General features: G+C 36.8%; 21 protein-coding genes. 13 read left to right on the forward strand and 8 right to left on the reverse strand.

Features of this window, described 5'->3' with window-relative positions; translation table 11 throughout:
• Positions 1-306 precede the first annotated feature (306 nt).
• Positions 307-1,917, reverse strand: coding sequence for a beta-N-acetylhexosaminidase (locus tag VB248_RS08340; protein WP_323296299.1), 1,611 nt, complete (start codon positions 1,915-1,917; stop codon positions 307-309).
• Positions 1,918-2,135: 218 nt separating this feature from the next.
• Between VB248_RS08340 and VB248_RS08345 the strand changes: the two genes are divergently transcribed.
• Together VB248_RS08345 and VB248_RS08350 are read left to right on the forward strand one after the other, a co-directional pair.
• Positions 2,136-2,501: a VanZ family protein gene (locus VB248_RS08345; protein WP_323296300.1), complete on the forward strand. Its 366-nt coding sequence runs from the start codon at positions 2,136-2,138 to the stop codon at positions 2,499-2,501.
• Between the two features lie 89 nt (positions 2,502-2,590).
• Positions 2,591-3,103: a RidA family protein gene (locus VB248_RS08350; RefSeq protein ID WP_323296301.1), complete on the forward strand. Its 513-nt coding sequence runs from the start codon at positions 2,591-2,593 to the stop codon at positions 3,101-3,103.
• Between the two features lie 54 nt (positions 3,104-3,157).
• Here the strand turns inward: VB248_RS08350 and VB248_RS08355 are convergent, their stop codons facing one another.
• From VB248_RS08355 to VB248_RS08365, 3 genes are all read right to left on the reverse strand, one after another.
• Complete coding sequence (locus tag VB248_RS08355) at positions 3,158-5,032, reverse strand: beta-galactosidase (protein WP_323296302.1); 1,875 nt, start codon at positions 5,030-5,032, stop codon at positions 3,158-3,160.
• Between the two features lie 250 nt (positions 5,033-5,282).
• A complete protein-coding gene (locus VB248_RS08360; RefSeq protein ID WP_323296303.1) occupies positions 5,283-6,197 on the reverse strand; it encodes an alpha/beta hydrolase in 915 nt (304 codons plus the stop codon).
• Positions 6,198-6,247: 50 nt separating this feature from the next.
• Positions 6,248-7,156: an EamA family transporter gene (locus VB248_RS08365; RefSeq protein WP_323296304.1), complete on the reverse strand. Its 909-nt coding sequence runs from the start codon at positions 7,154-7,156 to the stop codon at positions 6,248-6,250.
• 260 nt (positions 7,157-7,416) lie between these two features.
• On the opposite strand from VB248_RS08365, the gene VB248_RS08370 reads away from it, so the two are divergent.
• From VB248_RS08370 to VB248_RS08380, 3 genes are all read left to right on the forward strand, one after another.
• Positions 7,417-9,843 carry a zinc-dependent metalloprotease gene (locus VB248_RS08370; RefSeq protein WP_323296305.1) on the forward strand — a complete coding sequence of 809 codons (2,427 nt, stop codon included), beginning with the start codon at positions 7,417-7,419 and terminating at the stop codon, positions 9,841-9,843.
• 66 nt (positions 9,844-9,909) lie between these two features.
• Positions 9,910-10,557 carry a Uma2 family endonuclease gene (locus VB248_RS08375; protein WP_323296306.1) on the forward strand — a complete coding sequence of 216 codons (648 nt, stop codon included), beginning with the start codon at positions 9,910-9,912 and terminating at the stop codon, positions 10,555-10,557.
• 216 nt (positions 10,558-10,773) lie between these two features.
• Positions 10,774-11,247: a hypothetical protein gene (locus VB248_RS08380; protein ID WP_323296307.1), complete on the forward strand. Its 474-nt coding sequence runs from the start codon at positions 10,774-10,776 to the stop codon at positions 11,245-11,247.
• A gap of 387 nt (positions 11,248-11,634) precedes the next feature.
• On the opposite strand, the gene VB248_RS08385 is transcribed toward VB248_RS08380, so the two are convergent.
• The gene (locus VB248_RS08385) at positions 11,635-13,380 is read right to left on the reverse strand and encodes a WD40 repeat domain-containing protein (RefSeq protein ID WP_323296308.1); all 1,746 of its coding nucleotides are present in this window, start codon (positions 13,378-13,380) and stop codon (positions 11,635-11,637) included.
• 760 nt (positions 13,381-14,140) lie between these two features.
• Between VB248_RS08385 and VB248_RS08390 the strand changes: the two genes are divergently transcribed.
• Entirely contained in the window at positions 14,141-14,569 is a 429-nt protein-coding gene (locus VB248_RS08390; protein WP_323296309.1) for a hypothetical protein, read from the forward strand.
• Between the two features lie 109 nt (positions 14,570-14,678).
• On the opposite strand, the gene VB248_RS08395 is transcribed toward VB248_RS08390, so the two are convergent.
• A complete protein-coding gene (locus tag VB248_RS08395) occupies positions 14,679-14,951 on the reverse strand; it encodes a hypothetical protein (protein WP_323296310.1) in 273 nt (90 codons plus the stop codon).
• 87 nt (positions 14,952-15,038) lie between these two features.
• Between VB248_RS08395 and VB248_RS08400 the strand changes: the two genes are divergently transcribed.
• On the forward strand, positions 15,039-16,562 hold the full coding sequence (locus VB248_RS08400; RefSeq protein ID WP_323296311.1) for an APC family permease: 1,524 nt from the start codon (positions 15,039-15,041) through the stop codon (positions 16,560-16,562).
• Between the two features lie 469 nt (positions 16,563-17,031).
• A complete protein-coding gene (locus tag VB248_RS08405) occupies positions 17,032-17,733 on the forward strand; it encodes an SDR family oxidoreductase (RefSeq protein ID WP_323296312.1) in 702 nt (233 codons plus the stop codon).
• 127 nt (positions 17,734-17,860) lie between these two features.
• Here the strand turns inward: VB248_RS08405 and VB248_RS08410 are convergent, their stop codons facing one another.
• Together VB248_RS08410 and VB248_RS08415 are read right to left on the reverse strand one after the other, a co-directional pair.
• Positions 17,861-18,700, reverse strand: a complete 840-nt coding sequence (locus VB248_RS08410; protein WP_323296313.1) for an SDR family oxidoreductase — start codon at positions 18,698-18,700, stop codon at positions 17,861-17,863.
• Between the two features lie 122 nt (positions 18,701-18,822).
• On the reverse strand, positions 18,823-19,779 hold the full coding sequence (locus tag VB248_RS08415) for a hypothetical protein (RefSeq protein WP_323296314.1): 957 nt from the start codon (positions 19,777-19,779) through the stop codon (positions 18,823-18,825).
• A gap of 253 nt (positions 19,780-20,032) precedes the next feature.
• Between VB248_RS08415 and VB248_RS08420 the strand changes: the two genes are divergently transcribed.
• The 5 genes from VB248_RS08420 (at position 20,033) to sufB (ending at position 26,702) form a co-directional block, all read left to right on the forward strand.
• Positions 20,033-20,581, forward strand: a complete 549-nt coding sequence (locus VB248_RS08420; protein WP_323296315.1) for a gluconate 2-dehydrogenase subunit 3 family protein — start codon at positions 20,033-20,035, stop codon at positions 20,579-20,581.
• Positions 20,582-20,687: 106 nt separating this feature from the next.
• Entirely contained in the window at positions 20,688-22,412 is a 1,725-nt protein-coding gene (locus VB248_RS08425; protein WP_323296316.1) for a GMC family oxidoreductase, read from the forward strand.
• Between the two features lie 278 nt (positions 22,413-22,690).
• Positions 22,691-24,013 carry a DEAD/DEAH box helicase gene (locus VB248_RS08430; protein ID WP_323296317.1) on the forward strand — a complete coding sequence of 441 codons (1,323 nt, stop codon included), beginning with the start codon at positions 22,691-22,693 and terminating at the stop codon, positions 24,011-24,013.
• A 641-nt stretch (positions 24,014-24,654) separates the two neighbouring features.
• Positions 24,655-25,125, forward strand: a complete 471-nt coding sequence (locus VB248_RS08435) for an Lrp/AsnC ligand binding domain-containing protein (RefSeq protein ID WP_323296393.1) — start codon at positions 24,655-24,657, stop codon at positions 25,123-25,125.
• Between the two features lie 128 nt (positions 25,126-25,253).
• Entirely contained in the window at positions 25,254-26,702 is a 1,449-nt protein-coding gene (sufB, locus tag VB248_RS08440; RefSeq protein WP_323296318.1) for a Fe-S cluster assembly protein SufB, read from the forward strand.
• Positions 26,703-26,854 lie beyond the last annotated feature (152 nt).

A 26,854-nucleotide genomic window follows, 5' to 3' on the forward strand; every position in this document is an offset into this window, starting at 1 on the left:
TGTCTCTGCTGAAACTTATATTAAATACCAACAAGTCCACAAAGTTATAAAAATAGGTCGGATTTTGGCTATTGGTTTTCAGTCTTCGGCTATCGGGTTTCGGATTTCAGGAAATATATTTATAGTTTGCCTGATTTATTTTTGATAAATCAATACACAAAAAACCGACTGCCAAAAGCTCATAGCTATTAACAGTCGGTTTGGTTGTATAAAAATCAAAGCTTAAAGTCTAAAAGATGACTTCCGAAATCCAATGCCCAAAAGCTGAAATCCGACATCCGAAACCCGATGTCCGAAATCCAAAAGCTATTTCGCACTCAAAAAGCTCTTCGCATAATTTACTTTCAAGTTTCCTAAACGTTCAATATGTACTTTCAAACGTTTGGTGAAATCTTCATAATTTCTTGCCGAAACTGGCGACCAAGCTACTTCTGCCACTGCACAAGCTCTTGGGTAAACCATATACTCTACGTAATCGGTAGTTTTCATATATTCCGTCCAAACGTTTGCTTGAAGTCCAAGAATAAATTTCTTTTGCTCGGCTGTTAATTCTTTTGGAGCAGGCTCGTAGCTATAAACTTTGTCTAAAGGTAAAAATCCGCCAATCGCCAAAGGTTCAGTTTTTGGGTCAGCTTGGTAATGGTCTAAGTACAAATGTGAACCCGGTGTCATAATTACATCATGTCCTTCTTTGGCAGCGGCAATTCCACCTTCTTCGCCTCTCCACGACATTACTGTTGCGTTTGGCGATAAACCACCTTCCAAGATTTCATCCCAACCAATCATTTTTCTACCTTTTGAAGTAATAAATTTATCAATTCTACGGATGAAATAACTTTGTAATTCATGCTCATCTTTCAAGCCTTCACGCTTCATTAAATCCTGACAAAAACGACTTGATTTCCATTGAGTTTTAGGACATTCGTCACCACCAATATGAATGTACTGACCCGGAAATAAATCCATCACTTCTGTTAATACATTTTCTAAGAAGGTAAAAGTTTCTTCTCTCGGAGCAAAAACATCATCAGAAACACCCCAAGTAGTATAAACTTCATAAATTTTATCTGGATTACAGCCTAATTCTGGATAAGCCGCCAAAGCCGCTTGTGCGTGACCGGGCATTTCAATTTCTGGAACAATCGTCACAAATTTCTTTTTCGCATACGCCACTACTTCTTTTACTTCTTCTTGTGTATAGAAACCACCGTAAGGTTTTCCATCGTATTTACCAGAACCGTAATGTCCGACTAAAGTTTGTTTTCTTACCGAACCAACTTCTGTTAATTTTGGATATTTTTTGATTTCAATTCTCCAACCTTGGTCTTCTGTTAAATGCCAGTGAAAAGTATTGAATTTGTGCAAAGCAATTAAATCAATGTATTTTTTCACAAAAGAAACAGGAAAGAAATGACGACCAACGTCTAAATGCAAACCACGATACACATAACGTGGAGCGTCTTCAATTGTACAATTTGGCACTGATAATTTCAAGCCTTCAACTTTTACATCACTGAATACTTGTGTTGGCAATAATTGTAACAAAGTTTGTACGCCATAAAACGCACCTTTTGGAGTTTTGGCTGCGATTACTACTTGTTTTGAGCTTGCTTTTAAAGTATAAGCTTCGTCGCCCAATGTTTCATTTTTTACAAACTGAATAGAAGAACTCGCTAAACCTTTTTCTTTGATACTTACTTTTTTACTTGAACCACTTACTACGTTCAATTGCTCGTTCAAAAAGTTAGCGACATCTTTGAATTCAGTAGTTGAAACGATGGCTGTACTTTTGCCAATGACAAATTCACCCGATTGCGGGATAAGCTTTTGAGGAACTGGAATAATATTATACTGATTCTGACTAAAAGCCGTCAGTGAACCAATCAGTAGCGATAAACAAACAAAGAGTTTTTTCATGGTTGAATTTTGGAAAATAGTAAAGTATTACAGGCATCTAAATTAAGGTAAAAAAAGTTAATCGTAAAATTTCTTATAGGGTAACAGATAAATTATTTTTTAACATATGCAATATATTTCCGAATTAACTGTAAAAAATTGAAAATTGTATTTTTAATAAAAAATCATCTTTTCAATTTTAATCATTATCCAAAAGCTTGAATTGCTTAAATTTGGGCATGAAAACTATCACAACACTCCTCCAAAACATTATTCCAGCCATTTTCTGGACAATACTTATTTTCGTGCTTTGTACCATTCCGAGTGAACACATTCCACAAGGAGAAAAACTCAACGACAAAGCCAATCATTTTATCGCTTTTGCAGGCTTTTCATTCTTTTGGTTATTTCATACCCGAAAAGTATGGCTAATTCTGCTTCTGGGCATACTTTATGGTATTGCCATTGAATTTTGGCAAGGCATTTTGCCCGAGGATTTCCATAGAAGTTTTGATTGGTACGATGCCGTAGCGGATAGCATTGGCGGTTTTATTGGCTTCCTGATTTGGTGGCTTTTTGATAAAATTGCTCAGTTTTTTAAATAAGATTTCTATTCAAATCACTGCAAAAGCCTTCATTGTTGTTTGTTTATTTTTCATTTTTCCTTAAATTGAAAAATCAAACAAACAACATTATGAAAAATATAATCCTTATCATCAGCGTATTTTTAAGCTTCAACAGCTTTGCACAAAGCCCTGAAGAACAATTGACTAAATTGGGCATTGTTTTGCCAGAAGTAGCTCCACCCGTGGCGAGTTACGTCAATGTAGTTCGTACAGGTAATTTACTTTTTCTGGCAGGAAAAGGCCCAGTCAAAAAAGATGGCGAGTACATCAAAGGAAAATTAGGCAAAGATTTAAGCGTTGAAGAAGGAGCTAAAGCCGCAGAACTAACGGCAACGCATCATTTAGCAATCTTGAAAGCTTATCTTGGCGATTTGAGCAAAGTAAAAAGAATTGTAAAAATCAATGGATTTGTGAATAGTGAAGCCGATTTTTATGAGCAACCCAAAGTAATAAATGGTGCTTCAAACCTGATGGTACAGGTTTTTGGAGAAAAAGGTAAACACGCAAGAACATCCATTGGCGTAAATACTTTGCCGATGAATATGGCAGTAGAAATCGAGATGATTGTAGAAGTAGAGTAAATTTTTGGTTTTTGTTAGCAAAATCAAATTTTGCTAACAAAAACCAAAATAAGATTATTTCAAGATGGGTTCTGCTAAAGTCGGAATTTCAGCTTGTGTTTTTTCATTTAATTGTTCAAAAACAACAATTTCATTTTTCCCTTTCTTCAAAAATGCACTTGGCAAATACAAGGTTTGTTGCGGACCAACTTTCCAATATCGTCCTAAGTTCTGACCATTCACAAATACAATTCCTTTTCCCCAAGTACGCATATCCAAGAACACATCTCCGAGTTGTTTTACTTCAAAAGTTCCTCCATAAATAGCTGGTCTGGCTTCTTTGGCAAGTGATGAGTTTTCTTTTAGCGTCGGCATAGTCGCAAAAGGGAATTGATACATCGCCCAGTTGCCTTTTAGCGGAATATCATTAATTTTTGGTGAAGTAATTAAGCCTTTTTCATTATGCACGATTTCTGCACCATAATTAATTCTACCCATATTTTCTACCAAAATTTCCAAAGTACCATTAAAAGGAATATCAATATCCAAAGAGTATTGCTTATCCATTCGGCTGAGTTCTCCTTTCTTTTTGCCATTCACATAAACCACGGCAAAGTCTCTCAAACCGTTCAAAGTCAACTTTCCTTGAATCGGTTGCGTAAACTTTTTACTATACAAAACATACCCAAATCCTTGATTGAGTTTTTCAAAAGAAAGTACTGAATCAGATTTTATTGGCGTTAAACTATTTTTTAAGGTCAATAAATCCACGGATTTTGTCAATTGAATTTTGCCTAAATTAACCACTGGCAATGGTTTAGGAATTTCAGGAATTGGATAATTCACATATTTTTTCATCAATTCACGAATTGCCAAGTACTTAGGCGTAGCCCAACCTGCTTCACTTACGGGAGCGTCGTAGTCGTAAGTAGTAAGGTCTGGCTGAATGTCATGTTCTTCATTATAATTTGCTCCAGCCGTAAAACCGAAATTTGTTCCGCCATGAGCCATGTAAATATTAAAATTTACTCCATTTTTCAAATAGGTTTCCAATTGTTTCACTACTTCTTCGCTTGATACATTTGGAAAAGGCTCTCCCCAGTGATGCAACCAGCCGGGATAATACTCTGCCACCATGTATGGCCCTTGATTTTGGTGATACTTATTGACGGCATTTTTCAAATTCACTACATCGCCTTCGCCATTGGCTGTTGGTAAAACGCCTTCCAAAGAACCGCCATCAAAAAGCCAAGAACCATCAGAAGTAAACAATGGTACATCAAAACCTTCATCCAAAAGCATTTGTTTGATAGCCAAATTATATTTTTTATGTAGTTCAAGTGGAATGTCTTTTCTTTGAGCTACATAAGAACCAAATTCATTTTCAGCCTGCACCATAATAATTGGTCCGCCTTTGCTTACTTGTAAATTTTTTACTTGCGAAGCCAACTGATGAATATATACTTGGCAAGAATCTAAAAAAGCTTTGTTATAAGTACGAATTTCTAAGGCTGGATTTTGTTGCAACCACCACGGATAACCGCCAAATTCCCATTCTGCACAAGCATAAGGGCCGGGTCTGAGTATTACAAACATTCCTTCTTCTTGAGCAATGCGTAGAAATTCAGGCAGATTTCGGCTTTCGCTTTTGAAATCCCACACGCCCGGAGCAGTATTATGGTAATTCCAAAAAACATAGGTGGCTACGGTGTTTAATCCCATTGCCTTCAACATTTGTAAACGATGTCGCCAATAAGTTTTAGGAATTCGGGCAAAGTGCATTTCGCCAGCGTGAATTTGCGTGGCTTTTCCATCATACAAAAAAGCTCCGTCTTTGATTTGAAAACTATGTTTTTGCTGGGCAAAAGACAAAAAATGTAAGCCAAATAAGAGTAAACAAGCTATTACACTTACTTTAATTTGGCTTTTAAAAATTGATAAATTCATCATAACTCATTGAAATTTTATTCGATTGTGTAATTAATTACTGTTTTATAGAAAATTTTCTCACACATTCATAAGGAACAGTTTAGCTTTAAGTACCCTTTGTAGCTAATGATTTTAAAAAAATACATAAAAAAACCGTGAGCTTGACAAAATCTCAAGGCTCACGGCTCAATGTAAATAAGTATGAATGCTGAATTGTGAGTGCTGATTTATAATTAAACACTTACTATTCTGTTTTATATTTAGCAAAAAATTACTTAGTCAATAATCCCAAAGAATCCATCCAATTCTTTACGTTATCCATCCATTTTTCTTTAGTGGTTTTATTGTTCAAACCAAAACCATGTCCTCCTTTTGGATAAATCACCAATTCGGCAAGAACACCATTCTTTTGTAAGGCTTCATAAAAAACTAATGAATTTTTTACGGGTACAGCCATGTCGTCGCCTGCATGTACCAAAAATGTTGGCGGTGTTTCTTTAGTAACGTGCAATTCATTTGAATACTCATCAATCAAAGCTTGGTCTGGATTTTTGCCAACCAATTTTTCTCTTGAACCAGCATGACCAAATTCTTTAAAAGTAATTACTGGATAACCCAAAATCATAAAATCAGGACGAACCGAAATTTCACTTGCCAACTCCCCTACTTGTTTGTCAAAGTGCGTTCCCGTTGTAGCCGCCAAATGTCCGCCCGCCGAAAAGCCCATGATACCAATTTTGTTGGGATTAATTCCGTACTTAATAGCATCTTTTCTTACACTTCTAATGGCTTGTTGGGCATCTTGCAAAGGTGCAATCGTTTTGTCTATTTGAGCATTGTCGTTTGGTAAACGATACTTCAAAACAAAAGCCGTAACGCCCATATCATTCAGTACTTTTGCCACATCCGAACCTTCGTGACTTGCTGCCAAAATCGTATAACCGCCGCCCGGAAAAATAATTACTGCTGTACCATTAGCTTTTGCAGGATTCGCAGGATACACCGTTAGCGTAGGAACTGTTACTTCTGAAATTCGTAAAATACCGTTGGCATCCGTCACAGATTTTTGGGTATTCGGTACTTGTTTGGCGTTAGGAACGCCATTGGGGTATAAAGGCGATTCTTGTTGAGCCTGAGCAAAATTCATAGTGGCTAACATAGTTAAGGTTAAAAATAGCTTTTTCATGTAATTGGTTTTGAAAGAAATGATTGTTTAATATTAATGAATTTACCTTCTCAATTATTCTTACTTGTCGTAATCAAAATTACAGCCGTTACAATGATTCCACCTGCCAAAAGCATCATTGGATGCAATTGCTCGCCTGCCAATAACCAGCCCAAAAACATCGCTACCAAAGGATTGACATAAGTATAAGTAGCCACCAAAGTCGGTGAAGTTACTTTCGACAGCCAGTTAAAAACCAAGAAAGCTAAAATAGACCCAAAAACCACTAAAAAAGCAAAAGAAATATAGGCTTTTGGATGAATGTCTGAAAGTGATACTTGGTGAAATTCGCCAATGAAAAAACTGATTAGCAAAGAGAAAAATCCACCCATGAACATTTGCGTTCCTGAAATTTGAGCCGCTTTGTACTCATGTAAGTTGGCTTTTTTGATAATAACAACCCCAATATTCCAAGCCAAAGTGGCAAAAAACAAACAACAAACGCCATAAATATAATAGCTTTCAGCACCTTTGAGAGCTAAACTTTTCAGACTCATTAAGATGCCAACGCCGATAATGCCCAAAACCGCTCCAAGGATAATTTTAGGCTTTGGTTTTTCATGATCCACCAGCCAAAGTAATGAAACCAACATCACGGGGCCTAAAGCAGAAAACAAGGCTGAATAACTTGAAGGCATCCATTTTGCGGCAATGGTAAACAAACCATTGCCAAAAGTAAGCATCAAAAAACCAGAGGATAAAGTAGTTTTTATCATTTTGGCATTGGGTTTTTGATACTTTTTTGTCAGTAATGAAAACACTAAAAGTACTGTCCCTGCCAGAAAATTTCTAAGACCAGAAGCCATCATAGAAGGTACATTTTCTACGACAAAACGCAAAGCCAAGTACGTTGAACCCCAAACTATATAGAGCGTGATAAGTCCAGCCCAGATTTTTAATGATTGATTTTGTTGATTCATACCTCAAATTTGAGATTTTTTCACGAAATTTAAGAAGGCTTATGTGGAAGTGTGGAATTATGAGTGTGGAGTTTTGAGTATAAATATCTGACTAACAAGCGATTATTAAAATTGAAACTTTTATTAGAATTTTAAATTTTAATAAATTAATATTCAATATTTTGTACTCAACACTCCACACTGCTACGGCAGACCGTTCATAATTCCGCACTCTATACGGTCTTTTATATTTTCAACAAACAATTATTAATTCATCCAACATGAAAAAATTACCTTTATTAATCCTACTCTTTTTTTGCTTTCAAACCTTTGCCGACAAACTCCCAAGTATTACTGAAAAGACTGCTTCCTTCAAAAAATACGAAGGTTTTATGAATTATTGGTGGGATGAAGACAATGGAAAAGTTTGGTTGGAAGTATCAAACCTAAACCAAGAATTTTTGTATATCACTTCTTTGCCTGCGGGTTTAGGCTCAAACGACATCGGTCTCGACCGTGGTTTATTGGGCGATGAAAAAGTAGTATTTTTCAATAAAGTAGGTAGAAAAATTTTATTGATTCAACCCAATTTAAAATACCGTGCCATTACAAACGATGCCAATGAAAAGCGTGCCGTGATGCAATCTTTCGCTCAATCGACCTTAGCAGGTTTTACCATTGAAGCCGAAGAAAACGGCAAGTACTTGGTAGAAATCACTGATTTATTAATGCAAGATGCCATGGGCGTTACCGACCGCATCAAAGGCATGGGCGAAGGTTCGTACTCTTTAGATAAATCTCGTTCAGCCATGTATTTTGAACGTACCAAAAATTTTCCTTTAAACTCAGAATTTGAAGTAAGCCTAACGTTTACAGGGGGAAGTGATGCAGGTAGATTTGTAAAATCTGTTACGCCAAGTGCTGAGGCAATTACCTTGAGAATGCACCACAGTTTTGTACAATTACCCGATAATCAATTTGAAAAAAGAGAATTTGATCCACGTTCAAGTTTCAATGCGATTTCATATTTCGATTATTCAACACCAGTAAGCGAACCTGTTGAGAAGTATTATACAGTTAGACATCGTTTGAAGAAAAAAGACCCGAATGCCAAAGTTTCGGAAGCCGTAAAACCCATCATTTATTATTTAGATAATGGTACGCCAGAACCTATTCGTTCGGCATTGATGGAAGGAACTTCTTGGTGGAATCAGGCTTTTGAAGCGGCTGGTTATAAAAATGCTTTCCAAGTAAAATTATTACCCGACGATGCCGACCCAATGGACGTTCGTTACAATGTTATCAACTGGGTGCATCGTTCTACTCGTGGTTGGTCCTATGGTGCTTCGGTGATAGACCCACGCACTGGCGAAATCTTGAAAGGTCATGTTACTTTGGGTTCTTTACGTGTTCGTCAGGATTATCTGATTGCACAAGGTTTGCTTTCTCCTTTTGAAAGTGGCAAGAAATTAGACCCAGAAAAAGATCCAATGTTAAAAATGGCTTTGGCTCGTCTTAGACAATTAGCCGCTCACGAAGTTGGGCATACTTTGGGCATCATGCACAACTATTCGGCAAGTACAAATAACCGTGCTTCGGTGATGGATTATCCGCATCCAAGAGTAAGTTTAAACGCAAAAGGTGAAATTGATTTATCGGATGCTTATGCTGTGGGTATTGGCGAATGGGACAAAGCTTCTATCGCTTTTGGCTACCAAGATTTCCCGAATGGAACAGATGAAAAAGCTGGTTTGAATAAAATTTTACAGGAAGCACGCAACAAAGGTTTATTGTTTTTGACCGACCAAGATGCTCGTCCTGCGGGTTCAGCAAGTCCAAATGCTCATCTTTGGGATGAAGGCAAAGACCCAATCGAAAACCTAAACGCTTTGTTGAAAGTAAGAGAAAAAGCATTGGCAAACTTTGGCGAAAAAACCATTCGTGAAGGTGTACCAATGGCATTTTTAGAAGATGCTTTAGTGCCAGTGTATAATTTACATCGTTACCAAATTGAAGCCGTAGCTAAAATTGTCGGAAGTGTTGATTATCGCTATGCAGTGCGTGGTGATGGACAAATTCCAACGATTTTAGTTTCTAAAGAAACACAACAAAAAGCTTTAAAAGCGGCGATTCAATGTTTGAGTCCCGAGGTTTTAACGCTTCCAGAAAACATTATTAAATTAATTCCTCCTCGTCCTGCTGGTTATAATGCTTCAAGAGAATTGTTTAAGAAAAGAACGGGGTTAGCTTTTGATGCACTTTCAGCAGCGGAATCGGCGGCAGATTTTCCTTTGCAATTTTTATTACAACCAGAACGTGCTTCAAGAATGATAGAATATGCGGCTCGTGGCGAAGGTATTACTTTAGACGAACTCAATACGCAATTAATTGAAAATACTTGGAAAGCACCACGCAAAACAGGTTTAGCATTAGAAGTACAATACCAAACTGAACAAATTTTACTGACACATTTGTTGGCATTGAGCGTAAACGAAAAAGCGAATTACCAAGTAAAAGCATTGATGGGCAAAAGTTTGAAAGAATTAAAAGCCTATATCGAAGAAACTAAGAAAAGCGTAAAAGATGCCAGCTATCAAGCACATTTGGATTATGCTTTAGAAAGAATGAAAAATCCTTCGGCAGCCAAAGTAACGGCTCATAAAGAATTGCCTCCGGGTGCTCCGATTGGTTGCGAAGATGAATTTTAGGTTGACTGATATTTTAGCTTTGACAAATGTTAACATTTGTCAAAGCTAAAACAAAATTGTTTAAATTTGATAAAAAACAAGGCTATGGTGATTGCTAAAAACTTGAAAGAAACCATTTTAACGGAGTTGAATACTCAGAAATTGGTACGTATTCCTGCCTCAGAGGAAGAATATTTCTCAGTGACAGAGGAATTGCCTTTTAAAATTGAATATCACGAAAACGAGATAATTACTATGGGATTAGCTTCTTATTGGCATGAAAAAATAACTGCTACTTTTATCGGATTACTTTTCCAATTATTCAATTTACAAAAAGAGGATTTTGATATTCTGGGCAGTAATTCAGGTGTACAAATTCCCAAATTTGAAGGAGGTTATTATATGCCCGATGTAATGGTTGTAAAAGGAAATCCTGTTTTTAAAGAAAACTCTCGAACCATTATTACTAATCCCTACATTATCGTAGAAGTACTTTCACCAGCTAGCAAAGCCTTTGATTTATCAGAAAAACTGTCGGAATACAAATTAATGAGTAGCCTTCAACAAGTGATTTACATTAATCCAGAAAAAGTAAGTGTTTCAACTTTTATCCGTTCCGAAAACCCCAACACATGGATTAATCAAGATTTTTATAGCCTTGAAGATGCCCTTCCTGTAGAAAACCACAGTATTTCTTTAGCGGATATTTATCATAAAATTAAGTTTGAGGGATAAACACTATCAGTATTTCACAACAAAGCCCAATTATTCTTTTGAATAATTGGGCTTTGTTGTTTCTTTTAATTACCGTATAATAAGTTTTTTGTAAGAAACTAAGCTAAAAACTTGTGAAATAAACACTTATTTTTTAGGTTTGTTTAAGCCCAAAAACAATCATAACACCTTGATAATGTGCATTAAATAGAGTTTTTACCTTTTAAATATACTATTATGTCTATTCAAAACAGAATCTCGGCTGTCTTGCCTGAAGCAGACAAAACAGCTGCCCTCGCCTCACTCGAAGAAGTGAAAACCCATTTACCTTTTTTGATTAGTACACCAACAGACCAAGGGCCTAAAAGGACTATGGGACCTGCCAGTGTGGAGTATGTTAGCCTTTGCTTAGAAGGAGCTAAAAAGTATCCTGATAAGTTGACAAGGGATTTTGATGCACCCGAATTTGAAAGGGACGTGAATTTGATTGGTCAGCTATGGAGTATTCGCATAGCGGTGGCAGATTTGTTAGCAAGAATTGATGATACCATGAATGCAGCAAGTGCTGATGCCATGGTTAGTTCCGATAAAGTGTATGATTTACTAAAAAGAGCCGCCAAAGAAGATGGGGCTATTCAAGAGCTTGTTTCAAGGATTGGACTAAGGTACAAAGCACAATCAAAGCCAAAGAAAAAGCCAAAAACCGAGTAACTCACGAAAGCTGAGTCTTAACTCACCGAAACTGTATCGTAACTCAGATTTTCTGTATGGCAATACAGATTTGGTGAGTAACAATACAGAAAATCTGAGTACCAGCTCAAACAAACTGTATTGAAGCTCAGAAAATCTGAGTAAGTACTCCGAAATTCAGACTTGTTACTCAGCTAAACTGAGCTTCGATACGCAAATGTTGTATTGAAGCTCAGTTTTTGTGTATTATAAGATACTTGCGAGCGAGACGCTTTTTTTTCTTTTGAGTTGTAGGTGAACCTACGACTAGTTTGAGAAATCTTTTAAAATAATTTTGTTTTGACAAGTTAAAAATAATCTCTCGCTCTAGTTATTGGTAATACTCTTTTGAGGTATGATAGTATCGTACTAAATAGGGAAATCTATCCAATACGCAGGTGTACCTACGTTAACAAAACGACCATCTACAGAGAAGGAAATATGCCGAATCTGCATAGACAAACTCCAGCTTTTTAATTCCTTCCCTGTTTGTACATCCCAGAGTTTAACAGTATTATCCCAATTTACACTCAGTACTTGTTTTCCATTGGGGCTAAAAGCAACATAGGTAATCCAACTACCTTGTACTGCAAAGGTTCTTATCTCCTTACCTGTTTGTACATCCCACAGTTTAAGTGTTTTATCTTGACTGCCACTCAGTATTTGTTTACCATCGTGGCTAAAAGCAACGGCACTAATTTGGCCCTTATGCCACCTCAAGGTTTTTATCAGATTACCTGTTTCTATATCCCAAAGTGTAAGCATACTACCAGCCGATCCTGACCCACCACTCAATCCTTGCTTGCCATCAGGACTAAAAGCAACAGGTGTCATCCAGTCATTTTGCTTGGTAAAGGTTCTTACCTCTTTCCCAGTTTGTATATCCCAAAGTTTAAGAGTAAAATCAGTACTACTACTTAGTCCATACTTGCCATCAGAGCTAAAAGCAACCGAATTTACACAATCTTTATGACCAATAAATGTCTTAATTTCTTTCCCTGTTTTTATATCCCAAAGTTTAAGGGTATTATCACAAGATCCACTCAGCGCTTGTCTGCCATCAGGACTAATACTCACCGATTTTACATAAGCAGTATGTCCTGAAAAAGTCATTATTTCTTTCCATGTTTGTACGTCCCAGAGTTTAACGGTATTGTCATAACTTCCTGTCAACAGATACTTATCATCAGGGCTAAAACTCATGCATTCAACACCATCATTATGCCCTAGTGAAGTTCTTATCTCTTTACCTGTTTGTACATCCCACAGCTTCATGATTTTATCATAGCCCCCACTCAACACTTGTTTGCCATCTGGACTAAAAACAACAGAGCTAACATCACTACTATGTCCTACAAAGGTTTTTATTGCTTTCCCTGTTTGTACATCCCAGAGTTTAACGGTATTATCACTACTGGCACTCAGGATATTTTTACCATTGGGACTAAAAGTAACAGAGAGGACTAAATCTCCATGTTCTGTAAAGGTTCTTAATTCCTTCCCTGTTTGTATATCCCAGAGTTTAATAGTTTTATCATTACTACCACTCAGTATCTGCTTACCATCGGGGCTAAAAGTAACCGAGCCAACAAGATAACTATGCCCTGTAAAGGTCTTTATCTCTTTACCTGTTTGTACATCCCACAGTTTAATAGTATTGTCATTACAACCACTTAGTATCTGCTTCCCGTTGGGGCTAAAAGCGACTGATTGAATATGTTCACTATGCCCTAAAAAAGTTTTTATCGCTTTCCCTGTTTGTACGTCCCAGAGTTTAATAGTTTTATCATTACTACCACTCAATATCTGCTTACCATTGGGGCTAAAGGCTCCAGAAGTTACCCAGTCAGTATGTCCAATGAAGGTTCTTATCAATTTCCCTGATTGTATATCCCATAGTTTAAGGGTCTTATCCCCACCACAACTCAGTACTTGCTTTCCATTTGGACTAAAACCTACCCAACATAGCCTCCATCCAGTATGTCCGATGAAGGTTCTTATCTCTTTACCTGTTTGTACATCCCATAGTTTAACTAAATTATTCCAACTCCCACTTAGCATCTGTTTGCCATTGGGGCTAAAAGCAACAGAGCTAATTAAATCATTATGTAGCATCTGATTGGTAAATCTTCTGGCTCCTACAGGGTCTTGGGCATGGCTCAGAAAATGGCAACAGATGTAAAAGGATAATAATAGAATTCGTAGATTCATAAACTTATTGTATAATATCATTTGAATTTTTAGGATTAATGAAATAGAATGATTCGACAATATAAGAAATAACTCAATTATAATCAATTTAATTGCAGCCTGCAAAGACAAAACAAGGAATGATAGAGAGAGTGTTTTCTATCACCCAATTCTGTGTTAATGATTGCTGGAACTGGTCGTAGGTTTTTCCTGTCCCATCCTAAAAAAGCTTGACAGTATTAGCTAACCTTTAGCACAATGTCTCCCACTGGTCGTAGGTTAAGCAAAGCGTTCCTACGACCCAAAAGAAAAAAGAGCGTCTCGCTCCCCCACTGGTCGTAGGTTAAGCGAAGCGTTCCTACGACCCAAAAGAAAAAGAGCGTCTCGCTCGCCCACCAAAAAACAGTTCAACTTTTTAATCCTATGGCACGTAAATACAAATTCCATAATAACAGTAAGTTGTATTTTGTTACGTTCACTGTCGTAAATTGGATTGTATTAATACCATAATGCTTGAAAATATGTACCCTTGGGAACAGATAATTTAACACTAATAAGAGGTGATAAACTGAATTTATTGAATAAATTGCGTTTGTAAAGCATTTTTTGTCACTTGTGTATAGGGAATCAATAAATGTAATTGTCTTACAAATGAAAATTCTATTACTTCAATCAAAATTCAATCATGAAAAAAAAACTTACTCTATTCCTTTCTATGGGAGCCTGTGTTGTATTGCTTAATAGCTGTGGCGTAATGTTTGGGGGTAGTAAATACCAAGCACAAATAGTGGCAAAAGACCATGCCAATGCTGAAATTTATGTAGATGGACAAAAATTAGGTAATGGTGAAGCCACAGGGCTTTTTCCAAGAAACAGACCTCTAAACGTTGAATTGAAACAAGAAGGTTGTCCTCCTCAAACTCAAACATTTAATAATACCTTTAGAACTGGGAACTTTGTTCTAAGTCTAATTTCTTGGGGATTGGTGGGCGTTGCTGTTGACTTAGGTACGGGAGCGTCTTACAAACCTGACCATGTAAACAATCCTAATATAAAACGTTTGAGCGATAAAAACTACGTTTTTACGGTAGATTATAGCGGATGTAAACAATAAGCTAATTGATAATAAACAAAAACGCCCAATCTTTAGGTTAAAGATTGGGCGTTTTTGTTTGGTTCACAACTAATCGTAGATTAAGCAAAGCATTTCTACGACCAGTTCGCTAAACCGTATTGAAGCTCAGAAAATCGGAGTAACAACTCACACAAACTGTATTGAAGCCCAGAAAATCTGAGTAACAACTCACCCAACCTGTATTGAAGCTCAAGAAATCGGAGTAACAGCCCGCCAAACCTGTATTGAAGCCCAGAAAATCGGAGTAATAGCTCGCCCAACCTGTATTTAAGCTCAGAAAATCGGAGTAATAGCTCCCCCAACCTGTATTGAAGCCCAGAAAATCGGAGTAACAGCTCGCCCAACCTGTATTGAAGCTCAAGAAATCTGAGTACCCGCCACTGGTAGTAGGTTCTCCTACTACCCAAAAGAAAAAAGAGCGTCTCGCTCAAAGGCAGAAAATCAAATTTTGAAATCAAGCCTTCTTTCGTTAAGTTTGTTAATCAACCAAAAAACCAATCAATCCTTAATGGAAAAAAATACTTCTCCCACTACTTCACAGGAACTTAAAAAAGAACTTAGTCTATTGGATGCTACTATGATTGTCATTGGCTCTATGATTGGCTCTGGTATTTTTATCGTTTCCGCAGATGTTACTCGAAATTTAGGTTCTCCCGGTTATTTATTGCTCGCTTGGGGAATTACTGGCGTTATCACACTGATTTCGGCTTTGTCTTATGGCGAGTTGGCTGGCATGATGCCCAACGCTGGCGGACAATATGTTTACCTCCGTGAAGCTTATAATTCTTTAACGGGTTTTCTTTTTGGCTGGACAACCTTCTTGGTTATCGAAACGGGTACTATCGCTGCCGTAGCCGTGGCTTTTGCTAAATACACAGGCGTTTTATTGCCTGATATTATTGGCACTGACGAAAAACACCAATTCTTATTTTTTGATACGCAACAATTATTAGCTATCGCCCTCATTTTATTGTTGACTTTTGTAAATGTACAAGGCGTAAAAAATGCAAAATTGGTACAATTAGTTTTTACAGTTACCAAAATCGGAGCTTTATTGGGCTTGGCTGTTGTCGGAATCATCGTGGGTTCAGACCCTAAAAAAGGAATGTGGGCAATCAATTCTATTGATTTCTGGAGTCCCGTAAAAATTATTTGGGAAAACGGCAAAATCATGGATTACGAATACTTGTCGGGCATAGGTTTATGGTCGGCAATGGGCTTGGCTTTGATTGGTCCTTTGTTTTCTTCTTCGGCTTGGAATAACGTTACTTACACGGCAGGTGAAATGAAAAACCCAAAGCGTGATATTCCATTAAGTTTATTGTACGGAACACTAACGGTAAGTGCTTTATACATTTTGGCTAACGTTGCTTACTTGATGCTTTTGCCTGTGCAAGGACATCCGAATGCGGAAGATACGCTTTCAAGAGGAATTATGTTTGCTACCAACGACCGAGTAGGAACGGCAGCCGCAGAGATGATTTTCGGAAATCCTGCGACTATCATCATGGCTATTTTTATTATGATTTCAACTTTTGGCTGTAATAATGGTATCATTTTATCAGGAGCGAGAGTCTATTATGCGATGGCGAAAGACGGACTTTTCTTTAAAAAAGCGGGCGAACTTAATAGAAAAGGAGTACCTGCATTTTCATTATGGATTCAGTGCGGATGGGCTTGTTTATTGTGTTTGAGTGGTACTTATGGCGATTTGTTAGACTATACAGTTTTTGCCATTTTGGTATTTTATATCCTTACGATTTTCGGGGTTTTTGTTTTGCGTAAAAAACAACCGAATGCACAAAGACCTTACAAAGCTTTTGGTTATCCAGTCATTCCAGCGATTTATCTTTTGTTTGCGGCTGGTCTTTGTATCAATTTATTGATTTACAAACCTATTCCTTCATGGGCAGGCGTTGGCATTGTAGCTTTAGGTATTCCTGTTTTCTATTTATGGAAAAAGAAAAAATAAGTACCACGGATTTCCAATCCGTAGAAAAGCATTAAACATGAGTCATTCCGAATTTTAAAATCACAAAAAAGCGGTCGAAAAACTAATTTTGACCGCTTTTTTGTTTGATTATAGTTCCGTTAGGAACACTATATCGGTAGATATGTCTTGTTTTATCCCCTTCAAGCCCCATCGGGGCGAAATATTCCGCCCCGATGGGGCTTGAAGGGGATGTTTTACCATAAATGTTTCTCCTACCGATATTTTGCCTCTCCGAGGCTATCCTGTTTGAACTTTATGTAAGTCTCTATTTTAAGAAAAATTCGGGATGACTCATGTTTATTTGTTCCATCCTATTATTCATCTTGAGCAACCTACTCGCTAAGAAACTTTTTCACCAGTACAGAGGTTGAATGTACAAGGGATTTCCAATCCGTCAGCACTAAATACGGATTGGAAATCCGTGATACTTATTTTAAATTTTATCAACATGACAAAAGTTGCTCTTATCACAGGAGGTTCAAAAGGAATCGGATACGGCATTGCCGAAGTACTCATCAAAGAAGGAATCAAAGTAGCAATTACCAGTCGTACACAAACTAGTGCCGACGAAGCCGCTGCTGAATTGAATAAAATCAATGAAGGATTTGCCATTGGCATTGAATCAGATGTAAGAAACTTGGCTTCACAGACCAATGCGGTAGAGAAAATCATCGCAACTTGGGGACACTTAGACTATGTGATTGCCAACGCTGGTGTCGGACACTTCGCTCCTATTCAAGACCTGACTGCTGAACAATGGCAAGAAACCATTGACATCAACCTAACAGGTACTTTCAATAGCATCAAAGCGTCTTACACTGCTTTGAAAGAAACAAAAGGATATTTTATCACGATTTCAAGCTTGGCAGGAACAAATTTCTTTGCGAACGGCGGTGCATACAATGCAAGCAAATTTGGTGTAGTAGGTTTTTCGCAAGCTATCATGATGGATTTAAGAAAAGACGGCATCAAAGTAACAACCGTAATGCCAGGTTCGGTAGCGACACATTTCAACGGACATACGCCTTCTGAAAAAGATGCGTGGAAAATTCAACCAGAAGACATTGGGCAAATTGTAGCAGATTTAATCAAAATGCCAGCAAGAACTTTACCAAGTAAAATAGAAGTCCGCCCAACGATGCCAGCTTAATTAATTGTGATTGAGTGAATGAGTGAGTTGTGAATATTTTAGTAAACCCATTTTAAACCTTCTTCTTAGTTGGTGAAATAATCCATACCTTATAAGAAGAAGGTTTAAATAATTCATATTTCAAAACTCATATCTCCTTAACCGCTTCCAAACTTTTCTCCCAAAACCACTCTATACTTTCGGGTGTGATACCATTGTTTAGCGTAGAAGCTGGTTTTGATTTGGTGAAGTAATAGCCATTTCTGAATCTTAAATCCTGTAAATCTGTCGTTGCTAAATAGATGGAAGTAGCCGCACCTTTTTCTACCGAAATCATAAACGGACGAGCTAAAGCAAAACCTACTTTCAATAATCCGTTCATATCACTTCCGAAATTGGATTTCACCACGCCCGGATGCAGACTGTAAGCCGTTATCGAAGAATCTTTGTAATACTTTGCCAAACCTTTGGTGAATAAAATATTGGCTAATTTTCCATCGCCATAAGCCCCCATGTCAGACAGCTTTGTATTGTTTTTCTGAAAAAGACGCTCTACTTTTCCTAAAGCATGAGCCGCAGAAGACACATTGATGACTCTACTTTCAGGAGATTTTTTGAGTAAATCAATCAGATTCAAAGTCAGCACAAAATGTCCTAAATGATTTGCCACAAATGATTTCTCGTAACCATCTTTGGTAAAATAAATTCCCACAGGCGAGTAACCAGCATTGTTAATCAAGCGGTCGATTTTTTCGTACTTGGCTTTTATCTCTTCGGCAGCTTTTTTCACCGAAGCTAAGTCAGATAAATCTGCCAAGAAAAAGTCAATTTTTGTGTTTGGGGCAACTTTTAAAATTTCGCTCAACGTAGCGTCTGCTTTTTCCTTACTTCTAACTAATAAAATCAATTCAAATTTTTCAAGAACCAAAGCCTTTGCCGTAGCCAAACCAATGCCAGAGTTTGCCCCTGTTATCAAAGCTGTTTGCATAGTGAATGTATTTTCAGGTTTTATGTTGTATAAAAAATGGCATGAAAAAACAAACAGTTTTTATTCATGCCATCAGTAATACCAAAACGCAAGTTTGATACTTATAATTCAAAAATCAAGGATTAATTATAGACAAATTCAACCTGAAAAAGAGGTTTTTGTTTTTTCTTCGCAGGCGGAATGGTGTTTACTTTTAAAGTAATAAAATCAGTATCCGACGATGAGCTATAAGCCACATCCGTATTACTTTGTTCAGTCCAATTTCTTGAAAGTACTTGAATCTGTTTTTTCAGTTGCTCAAAATACGTTTTTGCCTCCTCCTCATTTTCAGTTTCAAATAAAACCGTTTTAAAATTAGAAGCTTGTCCTGCATTTTCTTGGATAATCTGAGCAGGTTTTCCAGCCACTAATTCAAAAGAAGTTTTAAAACGTTCTACGCCAGCGGTTTTATCTTTTTTAACTTCTTTCTTGTCAGTTTTTAATTTTTCACCCGTGATACTCTTGAAATTATCTTTTCTTGCCGCTACCAATGCTTTGAATTGCTTGGCAAAAGCAGGGTCTAAATCAGCTTCAATGGCATTGGCCGTTGTAATAGTTTTCTCGATTCTGTACTTACCCAACTGTCCAGCGTCCATTGAAGTCGCCAACAAAGTATAAGTACCCGTTACTGGGGCAACGTAATGAAATTTATTGAAACTATTTCCTTGAAATGGCTGAGAGTCGTAACTAAGTTCTTGCTTGTCTTTAGCAGGTGTTTTTAGGCTCAACATTACTCTAAAAGCAGTAGAAGAATGTTCTAAAAACAATTCGTCACCAGCACGCAAAAAGAGTTTGTAAGCATCATAAAATCTTTTTTCACCATTTTGGTTAGCAGTTTGGTCTTTAGGGTTGAGACTTGCCTCCAAAACGTCTTTTGCTTGACTGATACCTGCTTTGAGTTGGTTTTTGTTAAGAAGTTCGGTAGAATCAATTTTAGCTACTTTGGCATTTGGAGCTTTCTTGGCTGGTTTTTTCTTCTGTGCGTTGATTCCAAAAGAGAATGTCAAACAGAAAAGAATCAATATTAACTTAATTTTCATTGTTGGATATTTTTTTTCGTTGCAAGAAGCTACATAAAAATAAAACAAACAAGCCTTAAAGACGTTTTTAAGTTATTTTTAATGCGGATACCCTGTATTAGAAGTATCAAAACCCAATTTTATTTGGCAAAAAGAGTACTATACTGTTTTACATGGTTTGATTTTTGCAGTTTGTCAAAAAAAAATACAAGAATCTACGATATAAATGTAATTTTACGAATTAACTGAATTGTAAACAAAAATTTAGATATACATGAAAAGAAGAGACGCAATTGCCAGAGTGGCTTTGATGATGGGAGGAATCCTTTCGGCAAGTACACTGGCAACAGTTTTAGAAGGTTGTAAGTCTGGTGCTGGTTCAGAAGGTACTGCACTCAGCTTCTCTGAAGAACAAAGTTCGATGTTGGCAGAAATTGCTGAGATTATTCTACCAAAAACATCAACTCCCGGTGCCATTGAAGCTAAAGTACCTGAATTTATTCAAATGATGTTGAAAGATTGCTTCAAAGAAGAACAACAAAAAGCTTTTTTTGCTGGCTTGGACAAATTGAATGAAGATTCAGAAAAAGCAAATGGTACTGATTTTGCTAAAGCGACTCCTGCTCAAAAATTAGCTTTAATCAAAGCTGAAGACGCTGCCAAAGAACGCTCTGAATTTTGGAAAATCATGAAAGACTTAACGGTTTTAGGTTACTTTACCTCTGAACCTGGTGCTACTAAAGCATTAGAGTTTTTGGAAGTACCGGGCAAGTATGAACCTATTAAATTACAGAAAGGTCAGAAAGCTTGGGCAATGAGCTAATACATTTTACTCATTGACATTTACAAAACCGTATTAGTGAATTAAGTATCGCTTACTTATCAAAATCACTAATTCATCATTCACTCAATTACAAATTCATACGAAAGTGGAAATTACAGGAAAAGGAACTAAAGCAAATACCTACGATGCCATCGTTGTTGGCTCAGGAATATCAGGCGGTTGGGCTGCCAAAGAATTAACAGAAAAAGGTTTAAAAGTTATCATGCTCGAAAGAGGTCGTGACCTCAAACATATTCAGGATTATCACAACGCTACCAAAGCTCCGTGGGAATTCCCTCACCGTGGTAGAGTTGATAACAAATCGGCTGAAGAATATTTCATTGGCGTTCGTACTGGTTATACAGTAAATGAACCTTGGAGAGATATGTTTGAAAACGATAAAGACAATCCAATTATCGAGAAAAAGCCAATCGACTGGATTCGTGGATACCACGTTGGCGGACGTTCTGTTATGTGGGGTCGTCAGTCATATCGTTGGAATGAAGCCGACTTTGAAGCAAACGCTAAAGAAGGTATTGGTACAGACTGGCCTATTCGTTACAAAGATTTAGCTCCTTGGTACGACCACGTTGAGAAATTTGCAGGTATCAGCGGAAATAAAGATAATTTAGACGTATTGCCGCACAGTGATTTTTACTTGCCAGCAATGAATATGAATGCCTTGGAAAAGGAATTCAAAAAAAGAATTGAAAAAGAATTTGGTACTCGTCACGTAATTATGGGACGTACTGCACACTTAACAGGTGAATCTAAAATTGCTTATGATTTGGGTCGTTCGCAGTGCCAATTCCGTAACCGTTGTATGATGGGCTGTCCTTATGGTGGGTATTTCTCAACTCAGTCTTCAACACTTCCTGCTGCTGTAAAAACTGGAAATCTTACACTTCGTCCAGACGCTATCGTTCAAGAAATAATCTTTGACGATAATTTAGGTAAAGCCGTAGGTGTAAGAGTAGTTGACCAAAATACTTTACAATCTATTGAGTACTTTGCAAAAATCATTTTCTTAAATGCTTCTGCATTCCCATCAACAGGTATTCTTCTAAATTCAAAATCAAAACGCCATCCAAATGGTTTGGGTAACGAATCAGACCAATTAGGACGTAACATCATGGACCACCACTTGGCAGTAGGTGCTTCTGGTGAATTTGAAGGAATGGAAGACGATTATTACTACGGTCGTCGTGCAAATGGTATTTACATTCCAAGATACCGTAACTGGGGTTCTGACAAACGTGATTATGTTCGTGGATTCGGTTATCAAGGTGGCGGTTCTCGTGAAGATTGGGGACGTGGTGCTGGCGAAATTGGTGTTGGTGCTGAATTCAAAGATTCATTAAGCTATCCGGGCAAATGGACATTCAATATCGGTGGTTTTGGTGAAGTAATTCCAAATCCAGAAAACAGAATGACACTTGACCCTAACCAAAAAGACAAATGGGGTATGCCATTATTTGTTTTTGACGCTGCTTATGGTGACAACGAATTGAAAATGCGTGTTGATATGAAAAACGACGCCGCAGAAATGTTGGAAAGAGCTGGTTTCAAAAACGTTAGTCCTTACGACGACCAATCTAAACACTTGGGTATCGGTATTCACGAAATGGGTACTGCTCGTATGGGTACAGATGCTAAAAACTCTGTTTTAAATAAAAATAACCAAGTTTGGGGTGCTGAAAACGTATTCGTTACAGATGGTGCTGCTATGACTTCTGCTTCTTGCGTAAACCCTTCACTTACCTACATGGCACTTACTGCAAGAGCCGCAGCTTTCGCAGTTGATGCTTTGAAAAAAGGTGATTTGAAATAGATTTTTGATTTCTGATGTCTGATTTTGGATTTCAGAAAACAATTAGAATAAGCAAAAAGTCCTCAATTTTAATTAATTGAGGACTTTTTGCTTTAGTAAGTAAGAGTTATGAGTGATGAATTGTGAATTTTCCGATAAGGACTGTTATTTTTCACATACTCCTCAGCGTAAAGTAAATAAAAATCTTGTTAAACGCCGAAAGCTCAATACGATATTTCTCCTTTAATTTATCTTTCATAAAGTTTCAAACTACCTTTGTAGAATAATTAAGATGAATTATGACTTTTGAAGAATTAAATTTAAATAAACAGTTATTAAACGCCCTCGACGATTTGGGCTTTACTTCACCAACGGCTATCCAAGAAAAAGTATTTTCTGTGGTAATGTCGGGGAAAGATGTTTGCGGAATTGCACAAACAGGTACAGGCAAAACCTACGCTTATTTATTGCCTTGTATTCGCCAAATGAAGTTTTCTAAAGAAAGAGAACCACAATTAGTCATCATTGTGCCAACTCGTGAATTGGTTGTTCAAATTGTTGAAGAAGCTCAAAAACTCTTGACTTACATGAGTTATAAAGTTTTGGGCGTATATGGTGGCGTAAATACCAAACAACAAGTAGCAGATTTATTAGAAGGAGCAGATATTTTAGTAGCAACTCCCGGCAGATTAGTGGATTTAATCTCGGTAGGTGCTTTTTCTGGCAAATCTGTAAAAAAATTAGTAATTGATGAATTTGATGAAATGTTAAATCTCGGATTCAGAGCTCAATTGAAACACGTTTTTGAAAGATTGCCTCAGCGAAGACAAAATTTACTTTTCTCTGCTACACTCAACGAAGAAGTAGAACAATTAATTGAAGACTATTTCAATAGTCCAATAAGAGTTGAAGCTACACCAGTTGGTACTCCACTCGAAAATATCAGTCAATCTTACTACGAAGTACCGAATTTTTTCACCAAAGTTAATTTCTTGAATTTACTCTTGGAAAAGGATGAAAGCATGAGCAAAGTATTGGTTTTTGTATCAACCAAACACTTAGCAGATGTTTTGTACGAGCAAATGAATCCAGAACAAAATGACACAATTGCCGTCATTCACTCGAATAAAGCTCAAAAACACCGTTTTGACAGTGTAAATAAATTTCATTCAGGCGAATGCAGAGTACTCATTGCTACCGATATAATTGCCAGAGGTTTGGATGTAGCAGAAGTTAGTCATGTAATTAATTTCGATTTACCCGAAACTCCACAAAATTATATTCACAGAATAGGAAGAACAGGGCGAAAAGAAAGAAAAGGCATAGCGATTTCGTTTGTTATTGAAAAAGAAAAGGAATACCTCAATACCATCGAAAATTTGATGAATTATCAGATTCCATTGCTTGCTTTACCCGAAGAAGTAGAACTTTCAACAAAAATTTTGCCTGAAGAAGTAGAGCGAGTAGCCATGAAAACGATTCAAGTGAAAGCACCAAAAAGAGAAGACGCTGGAGCTGCCTTTCATGAGAAATCAGAAAAAAATAAAAAAGTGAATGTAAGAAGAAATCACGCTGAAGAAATGAAAAAGAAGTACGGAAGAGCTTACAGAAAGCGTGATTAAACCCGAAAAACCCCAAAAGTGATTGATAGCAAATACTTAGAGAAAACTCCTTAGTTTTTTATCAGTCACTTTTAAAAAAATTGTTTTGAGGTAATATAAAAAACAAAAAAAGCAGACTTACAAAGACTGCTTTTTTGAATTACACTTCATCAACAAACTAAAAACCAAATAAAACTACTTGATATCTTGTAGTCAATTTGATAATCTGAGAATAAAGGTAATAATAATTTTCGCTTCAACAAGCAATTTATTCTCAAAAAAATCAAATAATTGGCTGTAGGAGAAGGATTCGAACCTCCACGGTGTGATTAGGTAAAGTACAAAGTCTGGTGGTCAACCCCAGTCCATCTTGCGATGGGCATTACACTTACTTTATTTCATGTTCACCACCCCCGAGACAGGAGGGTACGTCTGCCAAATTTCATCACCCTACAGTGTGGTTGTCATTGTGTTTCTTTCAACTTGACAATGCAAAGTTATAAGGTTTTAAAATGTTTTGCAAATTTTACATAAAAAAAACTAAAAATTTACATTATTTTTAATTTCACGTTATTAATATTACAATATTGTTAATAATTACTTTTTAAAAGTATCTTTTTTTGAAAAAATTTAAATCTTTATTGAGTTTAAATACTTATGACATGGAAAAAAATGTAGAAATTGATGAAACAGATTTGAAAATTTTAGGGCTTTTGATGCTTGATGCTACTACTCCATATACAGAAATTGGTAAAAAAATTAATGTTTCTGGCGGTACTGTTCATGTTAGAATGGGAAAAATGGAACAGGCGGGTATAGTAAAGGGTTCGCAATTAGTAATTGACCATACAAAGTTAGGCTGGGATATTTCTGCATTTTTGGGGATTTATTTAGATAAAAGTTCGCTGTACGCAGAAGTAGCGGAACATTTAATGAAAATTCCAGAAGTGGTGAGTATTAATTATACAACGGGGATTTATTCCATTTTTGCCAAAATTGTTTGTAGAGATACTGTTCACTTGAGAGAAGTACTACATGATAAAATTCAGAAAGTACAGGGGATTCAGAGAACGGAAACATTTATTTCATTAGAAGAAACTGTAAACCGTTCTGTTCCTTTTGGAATAAAATAGTAAAATCTGAGCTTGGCAGAAGCCTCAATCATTGAAGATTTGTGTACCCTTTTTAGAAAAATTCTAAACAACAGAACTTTTCTTCAAGTTTTTGGTTTATTTTTGTAAGATAATTACTACTTAAAGCAATGGCAAAAGAAGAAATTGATATATTAGAGGAAGTAACCTCCTCGGAGTACAAATATGGTTTTGAAAGTCATTTCGAGACAGACGAAGTACCAGCAGGTTTGAGCGAAGATGTGATTCGACTCATTTCTAAAAAGAAAAACGAACCAGAATGGATGTTAGATTTACGCCTAAGTGCTTATCGTACTTGGGTGACGATGGAAGAACCGAAGTGGTCGAATGTTCATTACCAACCTGTTGATTATCAAGCAATAAAATATTATTCAGCTCCTAAACAAGCGAAAGTATTAGAATCTTTAGATGATATTGACCCAGAGTTGCGTCGTACTTTCGAGAAATTAGGTATTTCATTAAACGAACAAAAACGTTTGTCAAACGTGGCAGTTGATGCCGTTATTGACTCGGTTTCGGTAGCAACTACTTTCAAAGCAGATTTAGCAAAAAGAGGAATCATCTTCTGCTCGATGTCTGAAGCAATTCAAGAACATCCAGAATTAATTAAAAAATACTTAGGTTCAGTTGTGCCAGTAAAAGATAATTTCTTTTCAGCCCTCAACGCCGCTGTATTTACTGATGGTTCTTTCTGTTATATTCCAAAGGGTGTTCGTTGCCCAATGGAACTTTCTACTTATTTCCGTATCAATGCCGCAGGTACTGGTCAGTTTGAACGTACTTTGATTGTAGCTGACGAAGGTTCTTATGTAAGTTACTTAGAAGGTTGTACTGCCCCTCAGCGTGACGAAAACCAATTACACGCAGCGGTAGTTGAAATTTTTGCTCATGCAGATGCAGAAGTGAAGTATTCAACAGTACAAAACTGGTATCCGGGCGATAAAGAAGGAAAAGGCGGAATTTATAACTTCGTAACAAAACGTGGTATTTGTGACGGTGCAAATTCTAAAATTTCTTGGACACAAGTAGAAACTGGTTCAGCAATTACTTGGAAATATCCTTCTGTAATTTTGAAGGGAGATAATTCAATCGGAGAATTTTATTCAGTAGCTGTTACCAACAATATGCAACAAGCCGATACAGGTACTAAAATGGTGCATATTGGGAAAAATACCAAGTCAAGAATTGTTTCTAAAGGTATTTCAGCAGGAAAATCTCAGAATTCATATCGTGGATTAGTAGAAGTAATGAAACGTGCTGACAACGCTCGTAACTTCTCGCAATGTGATTCTTTGCTGATGGGCGACCGTTGCGGAGCTCATACTTTCCCATACATTGAAGTAAAAAATAAAACTGCTACCGTAGAACATGAAGCTACTACTTCTAAAATTGGTGAAGACCAATTGTTCTACTGTAACCAACGTGGTATTTCTACCGAAGCAGCCGTTGCTTTAATTGTAAACGGTTATGCTAAAGAAGTATTGAACCAATTACCAATGGAATTTGCAGTGGAAGCTCAAAAACTTTTAGCTGTTTCATTAGAAGGTTCAGTTGGATAATTTGAATGAGGTATTTTGAGTTTTGAATGATGAGTGATTTAAACTTCAGTTTAAATCACTCATCATTCAAATTATATTGACATCATTTTTCAAATAGAAAAAACAAAAAAGCTACTGTTCACACAGTAGCTTTTTTGTTTATGAACTTCTCA

Origin of the sequence: Arcicella rigui, from assembly GCF_034929435.1 — a bacterium.
In the GTDB taxonomy this organism is placed as follows: Bacteria; Bacteroidota; Bacteroidia; order Cytophagales; family Spirosomataceae; genus Arcicella; species Arcicella rigui.